Here is a 22,916-nt window from a genome sequence, read left to right as displayed (position 1 = left end):
GTGCCGCGCGCGACTCTCCGCGCGGCACCGCCGTGCCACCCCTTCTCATTCGCATTCTTTCCACGAGGAGGCAGGTCATGGCGTACTACCGCCAACTCGGCAACGTTCCGCCGAAACGCCACACCCAGCACCGCGACGACAGCGGCCGCCTGTACTACGAGGAGCTGATGGGAGAAGAGGGTTTCTCCTCGGATTCCTCGCTGCTCTACCACCGCAATATTCCGTCGGCGATCTCCGGTTCGAGTATCTGGGAGGTCCCCGACCAGACGACCACGCCCAACCATCCGCTGGAACCGCGGCATCTGAAGTTGCACGAGCTGTTCCCGGCCGGGTCGTGGGCGGATACCGATATCGTCACCGGTCGCAGACTGCTACTGGGCAACTCCGATGTGCGTATCTCCTATGTGGTCGCGTCGAAGGAATCGCCGCTGTACCGCAACGCGCTCGGCGACGAACTGGTCTACGTCGAATCCGGTGCGGCGCGGGTGGAGACGGTATTCGGCGCGCTCGCGGCGCGACGCGGCGATTATGTGCTGATCCCGACCTCCACCACACACCGCTGGATTCCGCTGGGAGACGAGCCGCTGCGCGCGTACGCCATCGAATCGAGCAGTCATATCGTGCCGCCCAAGCGGTATCTGTCGCGGTTCGGGCAGCTGCTGGAGAACGCGCCCTACTGCGAACGTGATCTGCACGGCCCGCGCGAGATATCGCTCGCCGACGACACCGATGTCGAAGTGCTCGTCAAGCATCGCACTTCCCGGGGCATCGTCGGCACCCGGATGACCTATCCGCGGCATCCCTTCGATGTGGTCGGCTGGGACGGTTGTCTCTACCCGTACACCTTCAATATCGACGATTTCGAACCGATCACCGGCCGCGTCCATCAGCCGCCGCCGGTCCATCAGACGTTCGAGGGCAACGGATTCGTGGTGTGCAATTTCGTACCCCGCAAGGTCGACTACCATCCGCTCGCCGTCCCGGTGCCGTACTACCACTCCAACGTCGACTCCGACGAGGTCATGTTCTACTGCGGCGGAAACTACGAGGCGCGCAAGGGATCCGGGATCGATCTGGGTTCGGTCTCGGTACATCCGGGTGGGCACGCACACGGGCCGCAGCCCGGCGGGATGGAGCGGTCGCTCGGCCTCGAATACGTCGAGGAGACGGCGGTCATGGTCGATACCTTCGCTCCGCTGGAACTGGGCGAGGGCGGGCTGGCCTGCGAGGATCCCGGATACGCCTGGTCGTGGCTGGGGGAGGCGAGCGCGTGATCCCCGCACTGTTGCGCGGGCTCTGTGACGATGCGGCGCTGTTCCCACCCGGTAACGCACCCCTGCCCGCGGCGCTGGCCGGCCACGCCCGCTATCGGGACAGTGATTTCGCCGCGTTCGTCGGGCCGCTGATCTTCCCGATCCCGCGGCTCGCCGAATCGGCGCTACGGGAATCCGGCCCGCTGACAATCGTCTGCACAGCCCCCGGTGGGCCGGAGACCGTCGCGCCCGCACTGGACCGGGCCGCCGCGATCGAGGGGCTCACCGTGGCGGGTCTGGAGATCGCCGCCCCGGCGCAGATGTCCGCGGCCGAATTCTTCGCGGCGGTGACCGCGCTCGCCCCGGTGACCGGCGATCTCGATCTGTACGTCGAGGTACCTCGTGACGATCGGCGGCCGGCCTTCCTGGAGCGGCTCACGGACTCGCCGTACGCGGCGAAGTTCCGTACCGGCGGCACGGTCGCCGCGGCCTATCCGGACGAGCGGGAACTGGCCCTGGCACTGCGGTCGGCCGTGACCGCCGGGATCCCCTTCAAGGCGACCGCCGGATTGCACCACGCGATCCGCAACACCGATCCGGACACGGGTTTCGAACAGCACGGTTTCCTCAATCTGCTGCTCGCGACCCGGCTGGCCCTCGGTGGTGCCGATACCGGCGCGCTCGAGGCGGTGCTGGCCGACCGGGCCGGTCCGGCCGTGGCCGCCGAACTGGCCGCCCTGTCCGATACCGAGGTACGCGCCGTGCGGTCCGCGTTCCGCTCGTTCGGAACCTGCAGTATCGGCGACCCGCTCACCGAACTGGTGGACCTGGACCTGCTCCCGGCCGCGCTGCGGCCCGTCTCCGAAAGTTCCGCGTCATGACAGCTATCGATATCCCCGCCGATTCCCCGTTCGGGATCGACAATCTGCCCTACGGTGTGTTCTCCACCGCCGGGACCACACCACGCGTCGGTGTCCGGGTCGCGGACAAGGTCGTCGACCTGACCGTCCTCCTGGGCGACGAGGTGTTCGCGCGGCCCTCACTCAACGATTTCATGGCCCTCGGCCCGCAGGCGTGGGCCGCGGCCCGGGCCCGGATCACCGAATCGGTCCGCGGTGAACTCCCCGCGAACGCGGTGGCCGACCTCGGCGCTGTCACGATGTATCTGCCCATCGAGGTCGCCGACTACGTGGACTTCTACGCATCCGAGCAGCACGCCACCAATCTGGGCCGGCTCTTCCGGCCCGATTCGGCGCCGCTCATGCCGAACTGGAAGCACCTACCCGTGGGTTACCACGGCCGGGCCGGTACCGTCGTCGTCTCCGGAACCGATATCGTCCGCCCGTGCGGGCAGCGGAAACCACCCGCCGACCCGGCACCGTCGTTCGGTCCGTCGCAGCGTCTCGATATCGAAGCCGAGCTCGGCTTCGTCGTCGGCGTACCGTCCGAACCGGGCACCGTGATCACCCCGGACGAGTTCGCCCGGCACGTCTTCGGTGCCGTAGTGGTCAACGACTGGTCCGCCCGCGATATCCAGGCCTGGGAGTACGTACCGCTGGGCCCGTTCCTGGGGAAGAGTTTCGCGACCTCCATCTCGCCGTGGGTCGTACCGCTGGCCGCCCTGGAGGCCGCCCGGATCGACACCCCGGTCCAGGATCCCGAACCACTGCCCTATCTGCGGGGCGAGGAGAAGTGGGGTCTGGACATCGATCTCACCGTCGAATGGAACGGGCAGCTGGTATCCCGTCCGCCCTATGCGCAGATGTACTGGTCACCCGCGCAGATGCTCGCCCACACCACGATCAACGGCGCCGCGGCGCGCACCGGTGATCTGTTCGCCTCGGGCACCATCTCCGGTGACCGTAAGGACCAGCGCGGCGCATTCATCGAACTCACCTGGGGCGGAGCCGAACCCGTCGAGGTGAACGGTGCGCCCCGCACCTTCCTCGAGGACGGTGACGAGATCACCGTCGCCGCCACCGCATCCGGCCCCGGCGGCACCCGGATCGGTTTCGGCGAGGTCCGTGGCCGGATCCTGCCCGCCACCCAGGACCGGCGCTGAGCGCGAACCCTGATCCCGAACCAGCGTGAAGGTCGTCCTGCATTCGGAGAACGGGGATCGACCGCCGGAGCCGGGCCGATCGCCCACTCATCCGAGTCGTGCGAGTCTGGCGTTGAGGTAGCGCTGTTCGGGCAGGCTCGCGGTGAGTTCGGCGGCGTGGCGGTAGTTGTCCGCCGCGGCGGGTAGGTCGCCGGCCATCTCGAGCAGGTGGGCACGCACCGCGTAGAGGCGGTGGTGGCGGCGCATCGCCGGGTCGTCGAGGAGCGGCCGGGTGAGCCGCAGTCCCAGATCGGCACCGCCGGCCATGGCCACCGCGACCGCTCGGTTGAGGGTCACCGCGGGGCCGGGTGCCACCCGGTCGAGCATGGCATAGAGCACGCAGATCTGCGGCCAGTCGGTGTCCGCCCAGGTGGGCGCCTCCGCGTGAACCGCCGCTATCGCGGCTTCCAGCTGGTAGCGCCCGACGGGTCCACGCGGGAGCACGCGTTCGAGCAGGGTGACACCCTCGGCGATGGCGCGACGATCCCAGCGGCCGCGGTCCTGTTCGGCCATCGGGACCAGCTCGCCGTGGATATCGGTGCGGGCGGCGGCGCGGGCGTGGGTGAGCAGCATGAGCGCCAGCGCGCCGGCCACCTCGTCGTGGTCGGGCACCGCGCGGTGCAGGGACCGGGTCAGGCGCAAGGCCTCCCGCGCCAGCTCCGGATCGTGCACGACCGCACCGGTGCTCACGGTATGCCCGGCGGTGAACATCAGATGGCAGATATCGAGCACCGCGGCCAGCCGTTCCGGTAGGTCCGCGGGTGCGGGTAGTTCGAATCGGGCGCCCGCGGCGCGCAGGGTCGCGCGGGCCCTGGTGAGGCGCTGGGTCATGGTCCGTTCCGGAACGAGGAAGGCCGTGGCGATCCGATCGGCCGACAGCCCCGCGACGGCGCGCAGAGTCAGCGCCACCTGGGAGGGGCGGGTCAGACTCGGATGGCAGCAGAGCAGGAACAACCGCAGTGTGTCGTCACCGGACGCCGGCTCGTGCGCGTCGGCGGACGGTGCGAGATGGACGTCGGCGGGGCGCGCCGCCGCGACCGCCACCTCCCGGCCGATCCGGGACCGGTCGGCCCGCAGCTGGTCGATCAGCCGCCGGGACGCCACCCGGATCAGCCAGCCGCGCGGATTGTCCGGTATCCCGTTGCGCGCCCACTCCACCGCTGCGGCCGCCGCTGCCTCCTGTGCCGCGTCCTCGCAGTCACCGAGGTCACCGTGCCGGCGCAGCAGGGCGGCGAGGAGGTACGGCGCCTCCCGGCGCCAGACCTCCGCCACCGCCGTGCGCGAACTCACCGGTCGTCGCCACCGGGCCACATGGTGGGCCGCAACTCCACCGTTTCGCCCGGTCCGGCGAAAACGGTGGCGATCTCCTCGGCCCGCGCGTGATCCTCCACATCGATCAGGAAGAAACCGGCCAGATGTTCCTTGGCCTCGGAGTAGGGCCCGTCCCCGGCCACCGGCGCACCGGCCGCACCCCAGCGGTAGAGGCGTGCGGAGCCGGGCGCGCCCAGGGCTTCGCCGCCGAGGAGCTCGCCTTTTTCCTGCATCTCGGTGAGCAGCCGTTCGAAATCGCCGGAGATGCGGTCGCGCTCCTCCTGCGGGAGAGCCTGGAATTCGGCGAGATAGTCGCCGGTGGGATGACCCCAGGGCTGCGGATCGGAATGGATCAGGACCACGTATTTCACAACCGACTCCTTCTGCGGGCGTGGACGGCCCCGTACGACCATCCTCACCGAGAACGTCGGAGCCGGAGCGTTGCTGTCTACATCGATCCGGCTTAGCATCCAGTTATCCCTCGATGAGCCGAGAACGTGATGCACGAACTCGCGATTGCGCAGAGTGTTGTCGACGCCGTGTGCGACCACGCGGCGGGGCGTGCGGTGTATCGCGTCACCGTCGAGGTGGGTGTGCTGACCGCCGTGGTGCCCGATGCGCTGCGATTCGCGTTCGAGATCGCCGCCGAGGGCACCGTCGCGGACGGCGCGAGTCTGGATATCCGGTGCGTACCGGGTGCGGCGCACTGCCGCGACTGCGGTACGGACTTCACCCTCACCGAGTTGTTCCTGCTCTGCCCGTGCGGAAGCGCGGATGTGGTGGTGGGAGCAGGCCGGGAGCTGCGGATCCGGTCGATGGAAGTGAGCCGAGAATGTGCGCAACCTGTGGATGTGGAAACGATACGACAGGCGTGATCACGGTCGGGCGCGACAAACCGGCCGCTCCCGGACACGAACACGGCCGGGACGGGCCGCCGCATTCGCACGGTCCCGGCCATGAGCATGCGGACGGCCACGACCATGCGCACGGCGTCGAGCCCGAACACGGCGGTGCGGCCGCTCCCGCGCACCCACCGGCCACCGAGACGGTATCGCTCGAGCAGAAGGTGCTCGCGAAGAACGACCACCTCGCCCGGCACAACCGGGAATGGCTACGCGCGCGCGGCATCGTCGCACTGAATATGACCAGTTCCCCCGGAGCGGGGAAGACCACCCTGCTCGAGCAGACGATCAGGGCGCTGCCCGATACCCCGATCGCGGTGATCGAGGGCGATCAGGAGACTGTGCGCGATGCCGAGCGGATCGCCGCGACCGGAGCCGGGGCGGTGCAGGTCAACACCGGGGCCGGTTGTCATCTGGACGCCGAGATGACGCGGCGGGCACTGTCCGCGCTGGATCCCGGACCGGGCACACTGCTGTTCATCGAGAACGTCGGCAACCTCGTCTGCCCGGCGCTGTTCGATCTCGGCGAGTCCCGCAAGGTCGTGATGATCTCGGTGACCGAGGGGACGGACAAACCCCTGAAATACCCGCATATGTTCGCGGCCGCCGGCCTGGTGCTGGTGAACAAGATCGATCTGTTGCCGTATGTCGATTTCGATTTGACGGCCTGCGCCGCGTACGCGCATGCGGTGAATCCCGGTGTCGAGATCCTTCCGGTCTCGGTGACGGCCGGTGAAGGTCTCGAGCGGTGGTACGAATGGCTCGCGGACCAGCGCCGGGAGGCCGCCACGAGCCTTGAGGGTGCCGGTCACCCCGTCTAGACTGTTGTGATCAGAGTCACAATCCGTGGTCAATGAGCCGGAACGGCCAGTCCCCGCTTCGACTCCGGAAGGTGGCAGCGTATGCCCACTCAGGAAGCGGTCCGAGCCGAAGAGACCTTGATCCACGTGCTCTGGATCAATGCCGGTCTCAGTTGCGACGGCGATTCGGTGGCGTTGACCGCCGCCACCCAGCCCAGTGTCGAGGAAATCGCCCTCGGCGCCCTCCCCGGTCTCCCGAAAGTGGCCGTGCACTGGCCGCTCATCGATTTCGAGTGCGGTCCCAACGGTGGTGCCGACGATTTCCTCGAATGGTTCTTCCGGGCAGACCGAGATGAACTCGACCCGTTCGTACTCGTCGTGGAGGGGTCGATACCCAACGAGCAATTACACGAGGAGGGCTACTGGTGCGGTTTCGGCAACGATCCCGCCACCGGCCAGCCCCTGACCACCAGCGAATGGCTGGATCGCCTGGCCCCGAAGGCCACCGCGGTCGTCGCGGTCGGCACCTGCGCGACCTACGGCGGTATCCACGCGATGGCGGGTAACCCGACCGGTGCCATGGGCGTGCCCGACTATCTCGGCTGGGATTGGAAGAGCAAGGCGGGGATCCCCATCGTCTGCGTACCCGGCTGCCCCATCCATCCGGACAATCTGTCGGAGACGCTCACCTACCTGCTCTACACCGCCACCGGCCAGGCACCGATGATCCCGCTCGACGAGGCGCTACGCCCCACCTGGCTGTTCGGCGCGACCGTGCACGAGGGTTGCGACCGTGCGGGCTACTACGAGGAGGGCGATTTCGCCACCGAGTACGGGTCACCGAAATGCATCGTGAAACTGGGGTGCTGGGGCCCGGTGGTCAAATGCAACGTGCCCAAACGCGGGTGGATCAACGGTGTGGGCGGCTGCCCGAATGTGGGCGGTATCTGCATCGGATGCACCATGCCCGGTTTCCCGGACAAATTCATGCCGTTCATGGACGAGCCGCCCGGCGGGAAGCTCTCCTCCGCCGCTTCCGGTCTCTATGGATCGGTGGTCCGCAGCCTCCGCAACATCACCGGTCGTACCGTCGACAAAGAGCCACGCTGGCGGCACAGGGGCGAAAAGCTCGAGACCGGCGCGACCCGAACCTGGTAGGAGGTTCTGGCGATGACACAGATCATCCCCGAGCCGTCGCATCGGACGATCGAACCGGACAGCCTCGTCGAGATGGCGTGGGACCCGATCACCCGGATCGTCGGCAGTCTCGGTATATACACCAAAATCGATTTCGACAACAACGAAGTCGTGGAATGCCACAGCACTTCCTCGATCTTCCGCGGCTACTCGGTGTTCATGCGCGGCAAGGACCCGCGCGACGCTCATTTCATCACCAGCCGTATCTGCGGTATCTGCGGCGACAATCACGCGACCTGCTCCTGCTACTGCCAGAACATGGCCTACGGCGTGCAGCCGCCGCATCTGGGTGAGTGGATCGTCAATCTCGGCGAGGCGGCCGAGTACATGTTCGACCACAACATCTTCCAGGAGAATCTGGTGGGGGTGGACTTCTGCGAGAAGATGGTCGCCGAGACCAATCCCGGTGTGCTGGCCGTGGCCGAGCGGACCGAGGCACCGAACGTGGCGGCGCACGGCTATCGCACGATCGCCGACATCATGCGCGCGCTCAACCCGTTCACCGGCGAGTTCTACCGCGAAGCCCTGCAGGTGAGCCGGTACACGCGGGAGATGTTCTGCCTGATGGAGGGCAGGCATGTCCACCCGTCGACGCTGTACCCCGGCGGCCCGGGCACCACGGCGACGGTACAGCTGATGACCGACTACATGACCAGGCTGATGCGGTACGTCGAGTTCATGAAGAAGGTCGTGCCGATGCACGACGATCTATTCGATTTCTTCTACGACGCGATACCCGGCTACGACAAGGTCGGCCTGCGGCGCACGCTGCTGGGCTGCTGGGGTTCGTTCCAGGATCCCGAGTTCTGCAACTTCTCCTACGCGGATATGGAGGACTGGGGCCGCAAGATGTTCGTCACCCCGGGGGTGGTGGTCGACGGCGAACTGCTCACCACCTCCCTGGTCGATATCAATCTGGGCCTGCGCATCCTGCTGGGCAGTTCGTACTACGAGGACTGGACCGATCAGGAGACGTTCGTGGCGACCGATCCGCTGGGCAATCCCGTGGACCGGCGGCACCCCTGGAACCAGCACACCAATCCCAAACCGCAGAAACGCGATCTGGAGGACAAGTACAGCTGGGTGATGTCACCGCGCTGGTTCGACGGCAGCGACCATCTCGCCCTGGACACCGGCGGCGGTCCACTGGCGCGCCTGTGGACGACGGCGCTGGCCGGACTGGTCGATATCGGCTATGTGAAAGCGACCGGACGCAGCGTGCAGATCAACCTGCCCAAGACCGCGCTCGCGGGCCCGGTCACGCTGGAATGGAAGATCCCCGCATACGGCAGCAACACCATCGAACGCGACCGCGCCCGGACCTACTTCCAGGCCTATGCCGCGGCCTGCGCGCTCCATTTCGCGGAGAAGGCGCTCACCGAAATCCGGGCCGGCCACACCAAGACCTGGAAGGAGTTCGAGGTCCCCGACGAAGGTATCGGTTGCGGTTTCACCGAGGCGGTACGCGGTGTGCTCTCGCACCATATGGTGATCCGGGACGGCAAGATCGCGAATTACCACCCGTATCCGCCCACCCCGTGGAATGCCAGCCCGCGTGACAGCTTCGGCACTCCGGGCCCGTACGAGGACGCGGTACAGGGACAGCCGATCTTCGAAGAGAACGACCGTGAGCATTTCAAGGGCATCGACATCATGCGTACCGTGCGCAGTTTCGACCCCTGCCTGCCGTGCGGGGTGCACATGTATCTCGGCAAGGGGCAGAGCCTGCGGAAACTGCATTCCCCAGCCCAGTCGCTCACGCCGGAGTGAGTCCCGTATCGGTACCGGCGACGGGAGGGTGAGGTGGACGGATCCCCACGGGAGCAGCGCGATACCGCAGCCGGCGAGCAACGCTGGCGAGTGGCGGGCGAGCGGATCGAAACACTGCTGGACGCGAGTTCGGCGGGCGGCACCGTGGCGCGGGAGCGCGCCGAGCAGTTGGTGCGCGAAGTGGTCGAGCTGTACGGCGCGGGACTGACCCGCGTGGTCGAAGTGCTCGACGCCGAGACGCTCGACCTGCTGGCTCGCGATGATCTGGTCGCGAGCCTGCTGCTCGTGCACGGACTGCATCCGCACGATGTGGAGGCCCGGGTGCGGGCCGCGCTGGACAGTGTGCGGCCGTACCTGGGCTCGCACGGCGGCGATGTCGACCTGGTCGGCATCGCCGACGGTGTGGTCCGCCTGGAACTGACCGGTAGCTGTCGCGGCTGCCCCTCGTCGTCGGTCACGCTGGAACTGGCGGTGGAAGACGCGATCCACACCGCGGCGCCGGAGATCGAGGCCGTCGAAGTCGTCGCGGCGCAACCGGAACACGACGGGTTGATCGCCGCCGATACGCTGTTCGCGCGGGTGCGGGCCGACGATCGCGCGCCGGGTAACTGGGTGGCGGTCCCCGAGCTCGCCGAGCTCGTGCCCGGTGAGGTGGGTGGTTTCACCGTCGCCGGACTGACGGTGCTCGCCTGCCGGGTGGGTGAGCAACTGTTCGCCTACCGGGACCATTGCCCGGCTTGTGCGCATTCGCTGGCGGGTGCCGCGCTGCACCGGCGGGCCGGATTCCCGGTCGGTGACGCGGTACTGCGCTGCCCGAGCTGTCGCGCGCATTTCGATATCGTCCGAGCCGGTGCGCGGATCGACGGGGACGGTCATCTCGAACCGCTCCCGGTCCTGACGCGTTCCGGTGAACTGTCGGTGGCCCTGCCGGTGGGGGTGCCCGGGTGAACACGCCGTTGCGTGTACTGCGGCGGATCACCGCCGAGCGCCCGGCCGCGCCCCGGGCGGGTGAACGCTGCGAGATGTGTGCCGAGCCGATCGCGGCCGAACACGGGCATGTCGTGGATATCGAAGGCCGGCAGCTGATGTGCGTCTGCCGCGGCTGCTATCTGCTCTTCGTCGACCAGGAAGCGGCGCTGCGATACCACGCGGTACCCATCCGCTATCTCTCCTTCCCGGGGTTCACGATCGGACCCGCGGAATGGGACGCATTGGAGATACCGGTGGGGCTCGCCTTCTTCTTCCGCAACTCCGCGTCGGGCCGGACGGTGGCCTTCTATCCGGGCCCCGCGGGCGCGACAGAATCGGAACTGCCACTGGAACAGTGGAATACGATCCTGCGGCGCCATCCGGAACTCGACGTGCTCGCCGCCGATGTCGAAGCCCTGCTGATCCGCGTCCCCGAGAACGACACCACGGCGGCGCGCTGTCTACTGCTGCCGATCGACGCCTGCTACGAATTCGTCGGCCGGATACGGTTGCTGTGGAGGGGCTTCGACGGTGGCCGGGAGGTACGCGACTACCTGGACGAATTCTTCACAACGGTCTCGGGCCGGGCCCGGAGTGCGGTATGAGCCCCGTGCATTCGACGACATTCGCTGTTCTCGAAATCGGGCCGCAGCCCTATTCGGTCGTGCCGAACCTGTCCGCCCGGGTCGGTATCGCCTCGCTCGCCGACGAACCGGTACACGCGATCGCGTTACGCGCGCAGGTGCGGATCCAGCCGTCGCGGCGCCGCTACTCCGAGGAGGAGGGCGCGGGGCTGACCGACCTGTTCGGCGCCCGCGACCGCTGGCGCGATACGCAACGATCGTTCCTCTGGATGCACTGCGCCACCATGGTCCCCGGGTTCACCGGCGGCGCCGAGGTGGATATGCCGATGCCGTGTACCTACGACTTCGAGGTCACCGGCTCGAAATACCTGCATGCCCTGCGCGACGGCGCGGTGCCGTTGATCTTCCTGTTCAGCGGCACCGTTTTCATCAAGGGCAGCGGCGGATTCGCGATCCAGCAGATCCCCTGGGATCGCGAGGACACCTTCGATATGCCGGTCTCGGTCTGGCAGGACCTGATGGCCGCGCATTTCCCGAATACCGGTTGGGTGCGCCTGCACCGGGACACTCTCGACGAGCTGGCCGCGTACAAATCCGGCCACGGTCTGCTCGGTTTCGACGACGCGGTGAACCGGCTGCTGGCCGCGAACGAGGAATCGCCGTGACCGCCGATCCGCTCGCCCGGGCCCGCGCCGTCGCCGACGCGGTGCTCTACGAGGGCTATCTGCTCTACCCGTATCGGGCGAGCGCACGTAAGAACCTGTCGCGCTGGCAGTTCGGCGTCCTGGGACCGCCGCGGGCGGCCGCGGACGGGTTCGGTGAGGAGCCCTGCCTATCGGCCGGGTTCCTCCTGGACCCGGGTGCGGATCCAGTGCTGACGTGGACGATCCGGTTCCTCCAGCTCCAGCGGCGGCAGGTGGTCGATCGGGCCGGCCGGCCACGTGCCGAACTGTCCGCCGGCTCCCGGTCGTGGTCGACCTGGGACGAAGCGGTCGCCCAGGAGATCGGCACCGGACCGGTCGCGGCGGCGGCGCTCGTTCATCCGCTGGCGGTGTCCGGGAGTGTCGATATCGAGGAGATCGGCGATGCCGACCGGCGGGCGGTGGGGGCGCTGGTGCGGACCCGGCAGCCGCTCGCGGGTGAATTCGAGGTCGCCGCCGAACGTGACGGCCGGTTCCTGCGGCTGACAGTACAGGTGCGCAATACGGGCGTGCCCGCGACCGGGTCCCGGGACGCCATCGACCGTTCACTGATCGGTGCGCACATTCTCGGACAGGTCACCGGTGGGGAGTTCGTCTCCTCGCTGGATCCGCCGGCCGAGGCCGGGCCGGCGCTCGAACGCTGTGCTCGAGATCGGTGTTTCCCGGTGCTCGCGGGTCCGCCCGGCGATCACAGCCTGCTGCTCGTCTCGCCGATCATCCTCTACGACCACCCCGAGATCGCGGAGCAGAGCGCGGGGGAGCTGTTCGACTCCACCGAGATCGACGAGATCCTGACCCTGCGGGTGATGACGATGACCGACGAGGAGAAGGCGCAGGCCCGGGCGACCGATCCGCGGGCGGCCGCGATCGTCGACCGCTGTGACGCGATATCGCCGGACGCGATGCGGCAGCTGCACGGTGTGCTGCGGGAGCCGGGATCCGACCGGCCGCGTCCGGTACCCGAGGTACCGGACGGTTTCGACTGGTGGGATCCGGAGGCGGACGGCGCGGTCCGGCCGGAGACCGATGCGGTGCCGGTGGCGGGTGTGCTGGTGCACCGGGGCAGCCGGGTCCGGCTGCATCCGTCCCGCCGGGCCGATGCCCAGGATCTGTTCGTCGACGGGGCGGTCGCTCGTGTCGTCTCGGTGCACCAGGACGTGGACGGGGAGTCGCACGTCGGTGTCGTACTCGACGACGATCCGGCGGCCGAACTCCACGAATGGTTCGGCCGGTACCTCTATTTCGCGCCCGATGAACTGGAGCCGCTGGACAGTCCCCGAGAAGTGAAAGGAAGTTCGTGATGCAGACGGTGGGAGTGATCGCGACAGCGCTGGTGGCGGCAGCGGCCGCGGCCGGGGTCTACCTCGGCGTGCGCTCGGTACCGGACCTCCGGAGATATCTGAAGATCCGGCATATGTAGCGACGGATCGGAAGGAGACATGATGCAGGACCCGAAAGGAGAACCGCAGGAGGTCCGCGGCGAGCCGGGCTCGCGTGATACCGGATCGGACACTGCGGCAGGTGGCGGCACCGAGCGCGAACCGGGCGATCTCGGTCACGAGGAGACGACCTCCGTGCCCGATGAAGCCGCCGAACGCGAGGCCGAGTTCACTTCGGAGCCGGCCCCCGGCAGCGAACCGCCGGTTCCGCCCTACAGCGATCGCAAAACGACCGCGAACGAGCCCGGGGAGACGGCTACCGGGACGGCGGACGACAAGAAGGTCGGCGGGGCGACCGCGCCGACCGCGGAAGAGAGGTGATCCGACGGATACCGTGCTGATCGCCGGGATCGGCAATATCTTCCTCGGCGACGACGGTTTCGGACCCGAGGTGGTGCGGCGGCTGCCGGACCATCCGGTGACCGGTGTGCGCGTGGTCGACTACGGCATCCGCGGTATGCATCTGGCCTACGACCTGCTCGACGGCTGGGACGCGCTGGTCCTGATCGACGCGATTCCCGATCGTGGTACACCCGGCCTGGTCGAGGTGCTGCGGGCCGAGACCGGCGGCGCGGGCGCCGTGGAACTCGACGCGCACGCGATGAACCCGGCGGCGGTGTTCGCCGGTGTCCGCGCGCTGGGCGGCACCGTTCCCCCCACCGTGCTCGTCGGCTGCCAGGTCGAGTCGGTGGACGAGCGGATCGGTTTGTCCGCGCCGGTCGAGAACGCGGTGGACGCGGCCGCGCGGGAAGTGCGACGCGTGGTGGCCGATCTGCGGCGACCACGTCAGGAGGTGTGACCATGTGTCTCGGAATTCCGGGCCGGGTCGTCGAGATCCCCGACGGATATCACCGCCAGCTCGCCCTGGTGGACGTATCCGGTGCACAGCGCCGGGTGAATATCGGTCTGCTCGAGGACGATCCGGCGCGGCCCGGTGAGTGGGTGATCATCCATATGGGCTTCGCGGTCGAGAAGACCGACGAGGCGGGCGCCGCCGCGGCGATGGCCGGGTTGCGTCTGCTCGGGAGCGGTGAGCAGCCGTGACCGGGGATCGGGCGCGGCGAAAGTTCGTGGTGCGCGGCGTCGTACAGGGCGTGGGTTTCCGGCCGTTCGTGTACACCACTGCCGCGGAGCTGTCGCTGAGCGGCAGCGTAGCCAACGACAGCAGCGGTGTCGTCATCGAAACCGAGGGCGGCCCGGCTGATCTCGCGGAATTCGAATCGCGTCTGCGGGACGCTCCGCCGCCACTGGCGGTGATCGAATCGATCGAGCGGACCGAACTGGCGCCACGCGGGGGCACCGGATTCCATATCGCCGATACCACCGGCGGCCCGGGACGCACCCTCGCCGCACCGGATATCGCCCTCTGCGCGGCGTGCGCCGCCGAACTGCGCGACCCCGCCGATCGTCGCTACCGGCACCCCTTCGTCAACTGCACCGACTGCGGGCCCCGGTTCACCATCATCGCGGCGCTGCCCTACGACCGGGTGAATACCTCGATGGCCGATTTCCCCATGTGCGACCGCTGCGCGCGCGAATACCACGATCCCGCCGACCGCCGCTTCCACGCGCAGCCCATCGCCTGCCCCGACTGCGGGCCGAGCCTGTACTACACCGGGCCGGGCGGCGGCGAACCACTGGCCGCGGCCCGTGAACTGCTCCGCGCGGGGGGAATCCTCGCGGTGAAGGGGATCGGCGGCTACCACCTGGCCTGCGACGCGGCGGACGAATCCGCGGTGGCCGAGCTGCGCCGCCGGAAACGTCGCGGCGGGAAACCTTTCGCGGTGATGGTGCCCGATCTCGCGACCGCCCGCGAGATCGCCGTCGTGGACGCCGCGGCCGCCGCGCTGCTGACCGGACCGCAGCGCCCCATCGTCCTGCTGCCACGTGGCCGGCGCGCAATCGCCGCGTCCGTCGCGCCGGACAACCCCGATCTGGGTGTGCTCGTGGCCTACACCCCGCTGCATACGCTGCTGTTCGGCCTTCCGGGTGACCCGCCGGGACCCGATGTGCTGGTGATGACCTCCGGCAACCGCAGCAGCGAGCCGATCTGCTACGACGATATGGATGCCGGTGAACGCCTGGCCGGTCTGGCCGACGGGTGGTTGTGGCACAACCGCCGGATCCTGGTGCCCTGTGACGATTCGGTGGTGCGGTTGGTCGACGGTGCCGAATCGCCGGTGCGCCGGTCGCGCGGATACGCGCCACTGCCGCTCGCACTGCCCGTACCCGTGGCACCGACACTCGCCGTGGGCGCCGATCTGAAGAACGTCTGCGCGGTCGCCGACGGCCGATACGCGTGGCTGAGCCAGCACACCGGCGATATGGACGATCTGGCGACACTGCGCGCCTTCGACGCCACCGAGCGGCATCTCCGGGAACTCACCGGTGTCCACCCGGTGCAGCTCGCCGCCGACACCCACCCCGGCTACCGGTCCACGGAGTGGGCGCGCCGCCACGCGAACGGGCGTCCGGTGCATACGGTGCAACATCACCATGCCCATATCGCGGCGGTGATGGGGGAGCACGGTCTCGGCCCGGCCGAGACGGTACTGGGAATCGCCTTCGACGGCACCGGGTTCGGTCCCGACGGCGCCGTCTGGGGCGGCGAGATCCTCGCCGCGGGATACAAGGGCTACCGGCGCTTGGCGCATCTGAAGTACGTACCGCTCGCCGGCGGCGATACGAGCGTGCGCCGGCCGTACCGGATGGCGCTCGCGCATCTGTGGGCGGCGGGGATCGAATGGTCGCCCGCGATCGCGTCGGTGCGCGCCTGCCCGGCCGCCGAACGTGCGGTGCTCGCCCATCAATTCGACACCGGACTGGGTTGTGTCCCGACCTCGAGCATGGGCCGGTTGTTCGACGCGGTGGCCTCGCTGGCCGGGGTCCGGCACACGGTGGAGTACGAGGCGCAGGCGGCCATCGAACTCGAAGGCGTTTCCCGGCGCGGCGAAACAGGTGGTGCGGAGTATCGGTTCGCGGTCGATTCCGGTAGCGATCCGGCGTCGATCGACCCCGCCCCGGTCCTCGCGGCGGTGGTCGCCGATACCGCGAGCGAGGTACCGGCGGCGGTGATCGGGGCCCGTTTCCACGCCGCCCTCGCACAGCTGGTGCTCGATATCGCGCTGGCCCGCGCCGGTCCGGCCGAATGCGTCGCCCTCTCGGGCGGCGTGTTCCAGAACGCCCTGCTGTTGTCGGCCACCCGGCGACTACTACGGGAACACGGCTTCACCGTGCTCACCCATCACCGGCTGCCCCCCAACGACGGGGGCCTCGCGTTCGGACAGGTGCTCGCGGTGGCCGCGGGCTGAGCGGAGAAGGAGGACGATCATGTGCCTGGCAGTTCCCGGAAAGGTGCTCAGCCTGGAGGAGCGCGACGGCACCCTGATGTCGGTCGTCGATTTCGGCGGGGTGCACAAGGACGTATGCCTGCAGTACATCCCGGACGCCGCGATCGGTGACTACGTCGTCGTGCACGTCGGATTCGCCATCCAGCGACTGGACGAGGAATCGGCCCTGCGCACATTGGCCGAATTCGAACACCTCGGGGTGTTGAACGAGGAATTCGCCGATGGTTTCGCCGTCGCGGCCGCGCAGGCCGGAGTGGACAACCCGGCGGCGCCGCAGCCGCGCGACCCCGAGGAGGAGCCGTGAAATATCTCGACGAATTCAGTGATCCGCACTTGGCGAAGAAACTTCTCGACCGGATCCGCGCCACCACCGACCGTCGCTGGGCGATCATGGAAGTATGTGGCGGGCAGACGCATTCGATCATCCGGCACGGGATCGATCAGCTGCTCCCGGATCAGATCGAGATGATCCACGGTCCGGGTTGCCCGGTATGCGTCACGCCCCTGGAGGTTATCGACAAGGCGCTCGAGATCGCCGCGCGGCCCGGGGTCATCTTCTGCTCGTTCGGCGATATGTTGCGGGTTCCGGGCAGCGAGAAGGATCTCTTCCACGTGAAGAGCGAAGGCGGAGACGTCCGGGTGGTCTACTCACCGCTGGACGCGCTGGAACTGGCTCGGGCCAATCCGGACCGGCAGGTTGTCTTCTTCGGGATCGGATTCGAGACCACCGCGCCCGCCAACGCGATGACCGTCTATCAGGCCCAGCGGCTCGGTATCGAGAACTTCTCGCTGCTGGTGTCGCATGTGCTGGTGCCCCCGGCGATCGCCGCGATCATGGAATCGCCGCAGTGCCGGGTACAGGCCTTTCTGCTGGCCGGGCATGTGTGCACGGTGATGGGCACCCAGGAGTATCCACCGCTGGCCCGGCGGTACCGGGTGCCCATGGTGGTCACCGGGTTCGAGCCGCTGGACATCCTCGAGGGCATCCGCCGCACCGTGGCGCAGCTCGAGGCGGGCCGGTACGAGATGGAGAACGCCTATCCGCGCGCGGTATCGGATGCCGGGAACCCGGCCGCCAAGGCCATGCTGGACGATGTCTTCGAGGTGACCGACCGCGCCTGGCGTGGTATCGGGATGATCCCGGGCAGCGGTTGGCGGCTGTCGGCGCGCTACCGCGACTACGACGCCGAACACCGGTTCTCCGTCGGCGATCTGCATGCGGCCGAATCGGCGGTCTGCCGGTCGGGGGAAGTGTTGCAGGGATTGATCAAGCCGAACGAATGTGCCGCGTTCGGTACCCAGTGCACACCGCGCAATCCGCTGGGCGCGACCATGGTGTCCTCGGAGGGCGCATGTGCCGCCTACTACCTGTACCGCCGCCTGGACCAGCGTGCGGAGGTGGCCCATGCGTGAAGACCTGAAGACGCCCGCCGTCGATATGGACGGCTGGGTCTGTCCGATGCCGTTACGTGACGCGCCGAATATCGTGATGGGCCACGGCGGCGGCGGTGCCATGTCGGGCGAACTGATCGAGCATCTGTTCCTCCCGGCTTTCGGTGCGGCCGCCGATGCCGGTATGGGGGATTCGGCGGTACTCGCGATCGGCGATACCCGGCTGGCGTTCTCCACCGACTCCTTCGTTGTGAAACCGCTGGTCTTCCCGGGTGGTTCGATCGGTGAGCTGGCGGTGAACGGAACCGTCAACGATCTCGCGATGGCCGGCGCGCGACCCCTGGCGCTGTCCACCGCTTTCATCCTCGAGGAGGGAACCGCCCTGTCCGAGATCGCCCATGTGGCCGAGGCGCTCGGCACCGCGGCCGCGGCGGCCGGCGTATCGCTGGTGACCGGCGATACCAAGGTCGTCGACGCCGGGCACGGGGACGGGATCTTCATCAACACCACCGGTATCGGGGTGCTCGCCGCGAGCGTCGATATCCGGCCCGAGCGGGCGGCCCCGGGGGATGTCGTCATGGTCAGCGGCGATATCGGTGTACACGGGATCGCCGTCATGAGCTGCCGGGAGGGGCTGGAATTCGGTACCACCGTACTCAGCGATACCGCACCGTTGGGCGGACTGGTGTCGGCCATGCTGGAAACCGGTGCGGACCTGCACGCGCTGCGCGATCCGACCCGTGGCGGAGTCGCCGCGACCCTGAACGAGATCGCCCGCGCCGCCGGTATCGGCGTCACACTGGACGAATCCGCGCTGCCGGTACCGGCAGCGGTCCGTGACGCCTGCGGACTGCTCGGCCTGGACCCGATGTATGTGGCCAACGAGGGCAAACTGGTCGCCTTCGTACCCCCCGCGGACGCGGAGCGGGTGCTGGCGGCGATGCGCGCGCATCCGCTCGGGGCCCGTGCGGCGGTGATCGGTACCTGTGTCGAGGAGCATCCGGGAATGGTGGTGGCGCGTACCGCGCTCGGCGGCACCCGGGTGGTCGACCTACCCGCCGGGGAGCAGCTGCCGCGGATCTGTTGACGCGGCAGCCCCGATCGGACTGCCGCCCGGAAGGAACGAGGGACACCGACGGTGCGGATATCGGTGGCCGCTGTGCGGCGGGGATGGTCGGATCTGGACCCGGCGCAGCGGCGCAGTGTCGCCGGGTTGAGTCTCACGATCGTCGCCCTGCACGTGATCGGGTTCGCGACGTTACTATTGCTCGTGGTGCCCGGCGGCTATCTCGTGGACGGGGCGGTCTTCGGCGCCGGGCTCGGGATCACGGCCTACACCCTGGGGATGCGGCACGCCTTCGACGCCGACCATATCGCGGCCATCGACAATACGACCCGCAAACTCGTCGCCGAGAACAAGAAGCCGCTCTCGGTCGGGTTCTGGTTCTCGCTGGGGCATTCGACCGTGGTGTTCGCTCTGGTCGCCCTGCTGGCGGCAGGTGTGAAGGCGCTCGCGGTCAATCTGCAGGACGACAATTCGCGTCTACAGCACTGGACCGGTGTGTTCGGTACCGGGGTCTCGGGGACGTTTCTCATCCTGATCGGCTTGCTGAACCTGGTATCGCTGATCGGGATCTGGCGGGTGTTCCGCGGGATGCGCGGCGGTCGGTACGACGAAGCCGAACTCGAACGCCGGCTCGACGACCGCGGCGCGCTCAACCGGGTGTTCGGCCCGCTGATCCGGACCGTGCGCGAACCCTGGCAGATGTATCCGGTCGGGTTGCTGTTCGGGCTGGGGTTCGACACCGTCACCGAGGTGGGCCTGCTGGTCATCGCCGGTGGCGCCGCGGCCACCGATCTGCCCTGGTACGCGATTCTCGTACTGCCCGTGCTGTTCTCGGCGGGTATGTCGCTGTTCGACGCGCTGGACGGGACCTTCATGAACTACGCCTACGGCTGGGCGTTCGCGGGCCCGGTGCGCAAGATCTACTACAACTTCGTGGTCACCGGTCTCTCGGTGGCGGTGGCCCTGCTGATCGGTGCCCAGGAGATCATCTCGATCATGACCGAGAAACTGGACCTCACCTCGGGCCCGCTCGCGTGGATCGGTTCGCTCGACCTCGGCGCGATGGGGTTCATCATCGTCGGCCTGTTCGTGGTGACCTGGGCTGTCGCTGTCGCGGTGTGGCGGTTCGGCGAGGTCGAACAGCGATGGCGGCGCGGATTGCCGGTGGACCCGTGAACACGAGCCCGAATGCTGTCACCGCCCGGGGAACCGAGATGTTCGCCCGATTCGCCTACGCGCCCAACCGGCTCGGCTACTGCGGCCCGGCCGGGACCTCGGACCTGCGCGCGGGCTCCGACGAGCGGGTGCGGGCCGCGGCGCGCCATTTCACCGGGGCCTGGCCCTATCTCCGGGTGATGTCAGGGATGACCGGTATCGCCGATCCGCTCGATCACCGGCTCGTCGCGTCCTACTGGCTCGGTGGCGGTATCGGCGCGGCGCTGGATCCGGCCGCGTTCGTCACCGAACTGCTCGCGGTGATCGGCCCGGCCGCGGGAACCTATTGGCAGTATCTGACCCGGGATCGGCTGGCCGGGGAGGCGGCGCCGAATCACTGCTTCCACGTCTTCGGCATCTATCCGTGGACCCGGTTGCTCGATCGTGGCGGGGAGCAACCGATCCGGGTGCTCGACCGGTGCCGGATCGGCTGGGGCACGGTATCGGCCCGCGACGGGGATGTCCTGACGGTGCGATGCCGCCGCCTGGATTTCGACGGGAGCCGACTGTTCCTCCGGGCACCGGAGCCGGTTGCGGTGCCGGTCTGGGAAGACGGGTTCTCCGCGGTTCCGGACGCGGCCCCGGGGCAGCTCGTCGCATTGCACTGGGACCGGCTGTGCGGTCCGTTGACCCTGGCCGAAGTACGCACCCTGGCCGCGACGACCGCTCGGCAGTTGCGGGTCACCAACCGGAGGCTGGCCGGTTAGCCGACTGGTGTGGGCCACCGCCGGTGGTCGTCGTCGATGACGAAGGTGTGCGTGTGCCGATAGGTGGCCGCGCCGACCGGCACGGCGTCGTGCAGATGATCCGGATCGGCTCGGTCGTCGTGGATATGCCCGAGCGCCGCCGGGTCGTTGCGCGGCCAGCATCGGATCGCGACTACCAGCCCGCCGACCGCGGCCGCGGCCAGGACGGTCCAGGCGAAGGCGAAACCCACCGCGGTCGCGAGCCCGCCCGCGAGCGGGTAGGCCAGGAGCCAGCACAGATGCGACAGTGAGAACTGGGCGGCGAAGAGGGCCGGCCGGTCCTGCGGCCGGGCGGAGCGGCGCAGTATTCGCCCCACCGGGGTGATCGCCAGCCCGGTACCGGCGCCGATGACCAGCCAGATCATCAGGGCGCCCGTCCGGCTACCGGTATCGGTGCGCGCCATCGCCATCGCGGCGGCGATACCGAGTACCAGCGTGCCCGCGCCGGTCAGTACGATCGGGCGCTCACGTACCCGGTCCAGCACCGGGGGCAGCGCCAGCGCGGCGAGCATCGTGCCGAAACCATTGGCCGCCAGCAGTACCGCGACATCGGACGGTGAGCCGCCCAGGACATCCCGGACGTAGTTGACGGTATCGACCATCACCACCGATCCCACCGCGGCCACCACCATGTTCACCCCGAGCAGTCCACGCAGGCGCGGGGTGGCGGCGAATATCCGCATTCCCGCGGCGGCGCGGTCCCATATCCCGGTCGTGGCGCGGTGGGCGGCGTCCGGGATCGCGGTACCGGATATCAGCGCCGCGGACGCGAGGAAGCCCAGGGCGGTCCCGGCGAACAACCAGTGGAAGTCCAGCACCGTGAGCAGCAGCGCCGCCGCCAGTGGGCTGAGCAGGTTCTCCATCGTCGAGGCGAGTTGGGTGGCGGACAGGGCCCGGGTGTAGTCGCGCTCGTCGGGCAGGATATCGGGCAGTACGGCCTGGAAGGCCGGGGTGAACACCGCCGACGCGGTCTGCAGTACCGCGATCGACAGGTAGACCTGCCACACCTCGTGCACGAACGGCAGGGTCAGCGCCACCGCGACTCGTACCAGGTCCAACCCGACCAGCAGTCCGCGCCGCGGCAGCCGATCCGCGTACGCCGCCGCCACGGGTGCCACCGATACATAGACGACCATCTTGATCGTCAGTGCGGTGCCGAGCACCAGGCCCGCGTCCCGGCCGGCCAGCTGATAGGCCAGCAGGCCCAGCGCCACGGTCGCCAGACCGGTGCCGCCCAGCGCCGATACCTGCGCTGTGAACAGACGCCGGTAGGCGCGATGGCCGAACAGTGACACCCTCGACTCCTCGATCCGTTCCGAGCACCGGCAGAATATGTGCTCGTGTACGCACACGATAGTAGTAGCCATTGGTCCGAACTTCCGCCCCCGGATCTCGTGGAGGCGGCGTCGCGGGCGATGCGGATGCTGTCGGACCCCACCCGGCTGCGGCTCCTGTGGTTGCTGAGCGGCGACGAACTGGATGTCGGTTCGCTGGCCGAACGGGTATCGCTGGCCCGGCCCGCGGTATCGCAGCATCTGGCCAAACTCGAACTCGCCGGGCTGGTGATCCGGCGGCGCGACGGCCGGCGCATGCTCTACCGCACCCGGGGCGGGCATGTGCGCCGCCTACTGGTCGAAGCGCTGAACGCCGCCGAGCATCACGTACGCGGGATACCCGACCACGACTGAGATCTCAGGTCCGCGCGCGGTGCGGGTTCGGCTCAGCCGGCCGCTTCGGGGCGGTCGGCGAGTCCCAGACGCAGGTGTTCGCTGTGGTAGATCGCTTCGTCGAGCAATTGGGCGACATGGTTGTCGTAGAGGCTGTAGACGATGCTGCGCCCGGCGCGCGCGCCGGTGACCAGTCCGAGATTCCGCAGCAGCCGCAGCTGATGGGAGACCGCGGACTGTTCCATGCCGACCGCTGTCGCGAGTTCGGTCACCGGTAGCGGTCCCTGCCGGAGTTCGCTGAGGATCAGTAGCCGGCTCGGCGTCGCCAGCGCCTGCAGCGTTGTCGCGACCCGGCCCGCCGCGTCGGCGTCCAACCGTGTGGTCGGGCGGTCCCGGCCTTCGACCCCGTGTCCCATAAGCGAACAGCATATCAACCAGCAGAGATGAAGACAT

General features: G+C 68.4%; 26 protein-coding genes. 22 read left to right on the top strand and 4 right to left on the bottom strand.

Annotated features, from left to right (window positions below):
- The first annotated feature begins 77 nt into the window (after nt 1-77).
- From ACWEWT_RS05980 to fahA, 3 genes are read left to right on the top strand one after another with little or no spacing between them, the layout of a single operon-like run.
- Nucleotides 78-1,274, top strand: a complete 1,197-nt coding sequence (locus tag ACWEWT_RS05980) for a homogentisate 1,2-dioxygenase (RefSeq protein ID WP_452556628.1) — start codon at nt 78-80, stop codon at nt 1,272-1,274.
- Entirely contained in the window at nt 1,271-2,134 is an 864-nt protein-coding gene (locus tag ACWEWT_RS05975) for a hypothetical protein (RefSeq protein ID WP_452556626.1), read from the top strand. The genes ACWEWT_RS05980 and ACWEWT_RS05975 overlap by 4 nt, the downstream gene beginning before the upstream one ends.
- Entirely contained in the window at nt 2,131-3,315 is a 1,185-nt protein-coding gene (gene fahA, locus ACWEWT_RS05970) for a fumarylacetoacetase (protein WP_452556624.1), read from the top strand. Before ACWEWT_RS05975 ends, fahA begins: the two co-directional genes overlap by 4 nt.
- Nucleotides 3,316-3,402: 87 nt before the next feature.
- On the opposite strand, the gene ACWEWT_RS05965 is transcribed toward fahA, so the two are convergent.
- Together ACWEWT_RS05965 and ACWEWT_RS05960 are read right to left on the bottom strand one after the other, a co-directional pair.
- Nucleotides 3,403-4,644 carry an RNA polymerase sigma factor gene (locus ACWEWT_RS05965; protein ID WP_452556622.1) on the bottom strand — a complete coding sequence of 414 codons (1,242 nt, stop codon included), beginning with the start codon at nt 4,642-4,644 and terminating at the stop codon, nt 3,403-3,405.
- Nucleotides 4,641-5,036, bottom strand: a complete 396-nt coding sequence (locus ACWEWT_RS05960; protein WP_452556620.1) for a YciI family protein — start codon at nt 5,034-5,036, stop codon at nt 4,641-4,643. Before ACWEWT_RS05960 ends, ACWEWT_RS05965 begins: the two co-directional genes overlap by 4 nt.
- A 129-nt stretch (nt 5,037-5,165) precedes the next feature.
- On the opposite strand from ACWEWT_RS05960, the gene ACWEWT_RS05955 reads away from it, so the two are divergent.
- The 18 genes from ACWEWT_RS05955 (at nt 5,166) to ACWEWT_RS05870 (ending at nt 20,757) form a co-directional block, all read left to right on the top strand.
- Entirely contained in the window at nt 5,166-5,540 is a 375-nt protein-coding gene (locus ACWEWT_RS05955; RefSeq protein WP_452557686.1) for a hydrogenase maturation nickel metallochaperone HypA/HybF, read from the top strand.
- Complete coding sequence (hypB, locus tag ACWEWT_RS05950; RefSeq protein WP_452556618.1) at nt 5,498-6,388, top strand: hydrogenase nickel incorporation protein HypB; 891 nt, start codon at nt 5,498-5,500, stop codon at nt 6,386-6,388. The genes ACWEWT_RS05955 and hypB overlap by 43 nt, the downstream gene beginning before the upstream one ends.
- Nucleotides 6,389-6,469: 81 nt before the next feature.
- Nucleotides 6,470-7,525: an NADH-quinone oxidoreductase subunit B family protein gene (locus tag ACWEWT_RS05945; RefSeq protein WP_452556616.1), complete on the top strand. Its 1,056-nt coding sequence runs from the start codon at nt 6,470-6,472 to the stop codon at nt 7,523-7,525.
- Between the two features lie 12 nt (nt 7,526-7,537).
- A complete protein-coding gene (locus tag ACWEWT_RS05940; protein WP_452556614.1) occupies nt 7,538-9,334 on the top strand; it encodes a nickel-dependent hydrogenase large subunit in 1,797 nt (598 codons plus the stop codon).
- 33 nt (nt 9,335-9,367) lie between these two features.
- The gene (locus ACWEWT_RS05935; RefSeq protein ID WP_452556612.1) at nt 9,368-10,282 is read left to right on the top strand and encodes a NifU family protein; all 915 of its coding nucleotides are present in this window, start codon (nt 9,368-9,370) and stop codon (nt 10,280-10,282) included.
- Nucleotides 10,279-10,908, top strand: a complete 630-nt coding sequence (locus ACWEWT_RS05930) for a DUF5947 family protein (protein ID WP_452556610.1) — start codon at nt 10,279-10,281, stop codon at nt 10,906-10,908. Before ACWEWT_RS05935 ends, ACWEWT_RS05930 begins: the two co-directional genes overlap by 4 nt.
- Nucleotides 10,905-11,552 carry a DUF6084 family protein gene (locus tag ACWEWT_RS05925; protein ID WP_452556608.1) on the top strand — a complete coding sequence of 216 codons (648 nt, stop codon included), beginning with the start codon at nt 10,905-10,907 and terminating at the stop codon, nt 11,550-11,552. The genes ACWEWT_RS05930 and ACWEWT_RS05925 overlap by 4 nt, the downstream gene beginning before the upstream one ends.
- Nucleotides 11,549-12,889: a hypothetical protein gene (locus ACWEWT_RS05920; RefSeq protein WP_452556606.1), complete on the top strand. Its 1,341-nt coding sequence runs from the start codon at nt 11,549-11,551 to the stop codon at nt 12,887-12,889. The genes ACWEWT_RS05925 and ACWEWT_RS05920 overlap by 4 nt, the downstream gene beginning before the upstream one ends.
- The gene (locus ACWEWT_RS05915) at nt 12,889-13,008 is read left to right on the top strand and encodes a DUF6893 family small protein (protein WP_452556604.1); all 120 of its coding nucleotides are present in this window, start codon (nt 12,889-12,891) and stop codon (nt 13,006-13,008) included. Before ACWEWT_RS05920 ends, ACWEWT_RS05915 begins: the two co-directional genes overlap by 1 nt.
- A 19-nt stretch (nt 13,009-13,027) precedes the next feature.
- Entirely contained in the window at nt 13,028-13,348 is a 321-nt protein-coding gene (locus tag ACWEWT_RS05910) for a hypothetical protein (RefSeq protein ID WP_452556602.1), read from the top strand.
- Nucleotides 13,349-13,361: 13 nt separating this feature from the next.
- Nucleotides 13,362-13,826 carry a hydrogenase maturation protease gene (locus ACWEWT_RS05905; protein WP_452556600.1) on the top strand — a complete coding sequence of 155 codons (465 nt, stop codon included), beginning with the start codon at nt 13,362-13,364 and terminating at the stop codon, nt 13,824-13,826.
- Nucleotides 13,827-13,828: 2 nt separating this feature from the next.
- Complete coding sequence (locus tag ACWEWT_RS05900; RefSeq protein WP_452556598.1) at nt 13,829-14,071, top strand: HypC/HybG/HupF family hydrogenase formation chaperone; 243 nt, start codon at nt 13,829-13,831, stop codon at nt 14,069-14,071.
- Nucleotides 14,068-16,338, top strand: coding sequence for a carbamoyltransferase HypF (gene hypF, locus ACWEWT_RS05895; protein ID WP_452556596.1), 2,271 nt, complete (start codon nt 14,068-14,070; stop codon nt 16,336-16,338). Before ACWEWT_RS05900 ends, hypF begins: the two co-directional genes overlap by 4 nt.
- A 19-nt stretch (nt 16,339-16,357) precedes the next feature.
- Complete coding sequence (locus ACWEWT_RS05890) at nt 16,358-16,681, top strand: HypC/HybG/HupF family hydrogenase formation chaperone (protein ID WP_452556594.1); 324 nt, start codon at nt 16,358-16,360, stop codon at nt 16,679-16,681.
- Nucleotides 16,678-17,790, top strand: coding sequence for a hydrogenase formation protein HypD (gene hypD / locus ACWEWT_RS05885; protein WP_452556591.1), 1,113 nt, complete (start codon nt 16,678-16,680; stop codon nt 17,788-17,790). The genes ACWEWT_RS05890 and hypD overlap by 4 nt, the downstream gene beginning before the upstream one ends.
- Nucleotides 17,783-18,856 (top strand): hydrogenase expression/formation protein HypE, encoded by a 1,074-nt coding sequence (hypE, locus tag ACWEWT_RS05880; RefSeq protein ID WP_452556589.1) that lies wholly within the window; start codon nt 17,783-17,785, stop codon nt 18,854-18,856. Before hypD ends, hypE begins: the two co-directional genes overlap by 8 nt.
- Before the next feature lie 93 nt (nt 18,857-18,949).
- The gene (locus ACWEWT_RS05875; RefSeq protein WP_452557685.1) at nt 18,950-20,011 is read left to right on the top strand and encodes a HoxN/HupN/NixA family nickel/cobalt transporter; all 1,062 of its coding nucleotides are present in this window, start codon (nt 18,950-18,952) and stop codon (nt 20,009-20,011) included.
- Nucleotides 19,981-20,757, top strand: coding sequence for a DUF6390 family protein (locus tag ACWEWT_RS05870; protein WP_452556587.1), 777 nt, complete (start codon nt 19,981-19,983; stop codon nt 20,755-20,757). Before ACWEWT_RS05875 ends, ACWEWT_RS05870 begins: the two co-directional genes overlap by 31 nt.
- Here ACWEWT_RS05870 and ACWEWT_RS05865 read toward each other — a convergent pair.
- Nucleotides 20,754-22,091 (bottom strand): MFS transporter, encoded by a 1,338-nt coding sequence (locus ACWEWT_RS05865; RefSeq protein WP_452556585.1) that lies wholly within the window; start codon nt 22,089-22,091, stop codon nt 20,754-20,756. The two genes, ACWEWT_RS05870 and ACWEWT_RS05865, sit on opposite strands and share 4 nt — an antisense overlap.
- A gap of 45 nt (nt 22,092-22,136) precedes the next feature.
- Between ACWEWT_RS05865 and ACWEWT_RS05860 the strand changes: the two genes are divergently transcribed.
- Entirely contained in the window at nt 22,137-22,484 is a 348-nt protein-coding gene (locus ACWEWT_RS05860) for an ArsR/SmtB family transcription factor (RefSeq protein ID WP_452556583.1), read from the top strand.
- 32 nt (nt 22,485-22,516) lie between these two features.
- Here the strand turns inward: ACWEWT_RS05860 and ACWEWT_RS05855 are convergent, their stop codons facing one another.
- Nucleotides 22,517-22,879 (bottom strand): ArsR/SmtB family transcription factor, encoded by a 363-nt coding sequence (locus ACWEWT_RS05855; RefSeq protein ID WP_452556581.1) that lies wholly within the window; start codon nt 22,877-22,879, stop codon nt 22,517-22,519.
- Nucleotides 22,880-22,916 lie beyond the last annotated feature (37 nt).

The sequence above is a fragment of the Nocardia sp. NPDC003963 genome (assembly GCF_053605105.1).
This window is presented reverse-complemented; position numbering and strand designations above follow the sequence as displayed.

Bases quoted from the DNA above. Each gene is read 5' to 3' on its own strand.
- ACWEWT_RS05980 (WP_452556628.1), top strand. From the start codon at position 78: ATGGCGTACTACCGCCAACTCGGCAACGTTCCGCCGAAACGCCACACC.
- fahA (WP_452556624.1), top strand. From the start codon at position 2,131: ATGACAGCTATCGATATCCCCGCCGATTCCCCGTTCGGGATCGACAAT.
- ACWEWT_RS05955 (WP_452557686.1), top strand. From the start codon at position 5,166: ATGCACGAACTCGCGATTGCGCAGAGTGTTGTCGACGCCGTGTGCGAC.
- hypB (WP_452556618.1), top strand. From the start codon at position 5,498: ATGTGCGCAACCTGTGGATGTGGAAACGATACGACAGGCGTGATCACG.
- ACWEWT_RS05945 (WP_452556616.1), top strand. From the start codon at position 6,470: ATGCCCACTCAGGAAGCGGTCCGAGCCGAAGAGACCTTGATCCACGTG.
- ACWEWT_RS05940 (WP_452556614.1), top strand. From the start codon at position 7,538: ATGACACAGATCATCCCCGAGCCGTCGCATCGGACGATCGAACCGGAC.
- ACWEWT_RS05925 (WP_452556608.1), top strand. From the start codon at position 10,905: ATGAGCCCCGTGCATTCGACGACATTCGCTGTTCTCGAAATCGGGCCG.
- ACWEWT_RS05915 (WP_452556604.1), top strand. From the start codon at position 12,889: ATGCAGACGGTGGGAGTGATCGCGACAGCGCTGGTGGCGGCAGCGGCC.
- ACWEWT_RS05910 (WP_452556602.1), top strand. From the start codon at position 13,028: ATGATGCAGGACCCGAAAGGAGAACCGCAGGAGGTCCGCGGCGAGCCG.
- ACWEWT_RS05900 (WP_452556598.1), top strand. From the start codon at position 13,829: ATGTGTCTCGGAATTCCGGGCCGGGTCGTCGAGATCCCCGACGGATAT.
- ACWEWT_RS05890 (WP_452556594.1), top strand. From the start codon at position 16,358: ATGTGCCTGGCAGTTCCCGGAAAGGTGCTCAGCCTGGAGGAGCGCGAC.
- hypE (WP_452556589.1), top strand. From the start codon at position 17,783: ATGCGTGAAGACCTGAAGACGCCCGCCGTCGATATGGACGGCTGGGTC.
- ACWEWT_RS05870 (WP_452556587.1), top strand. From the start codon at position 19,981: ATGGCGGCGCGGATTGCCGGTGGACCCGTGAACACGAGCCCGAATGCT.
- ACWEWT_RS05855 (WP_452556581.1), bottom strand. From the start codon at position 22,879: ATGGGACACGGGGTCGAAGGCCGGGACCGCCCGACCACACGGTTGGAC.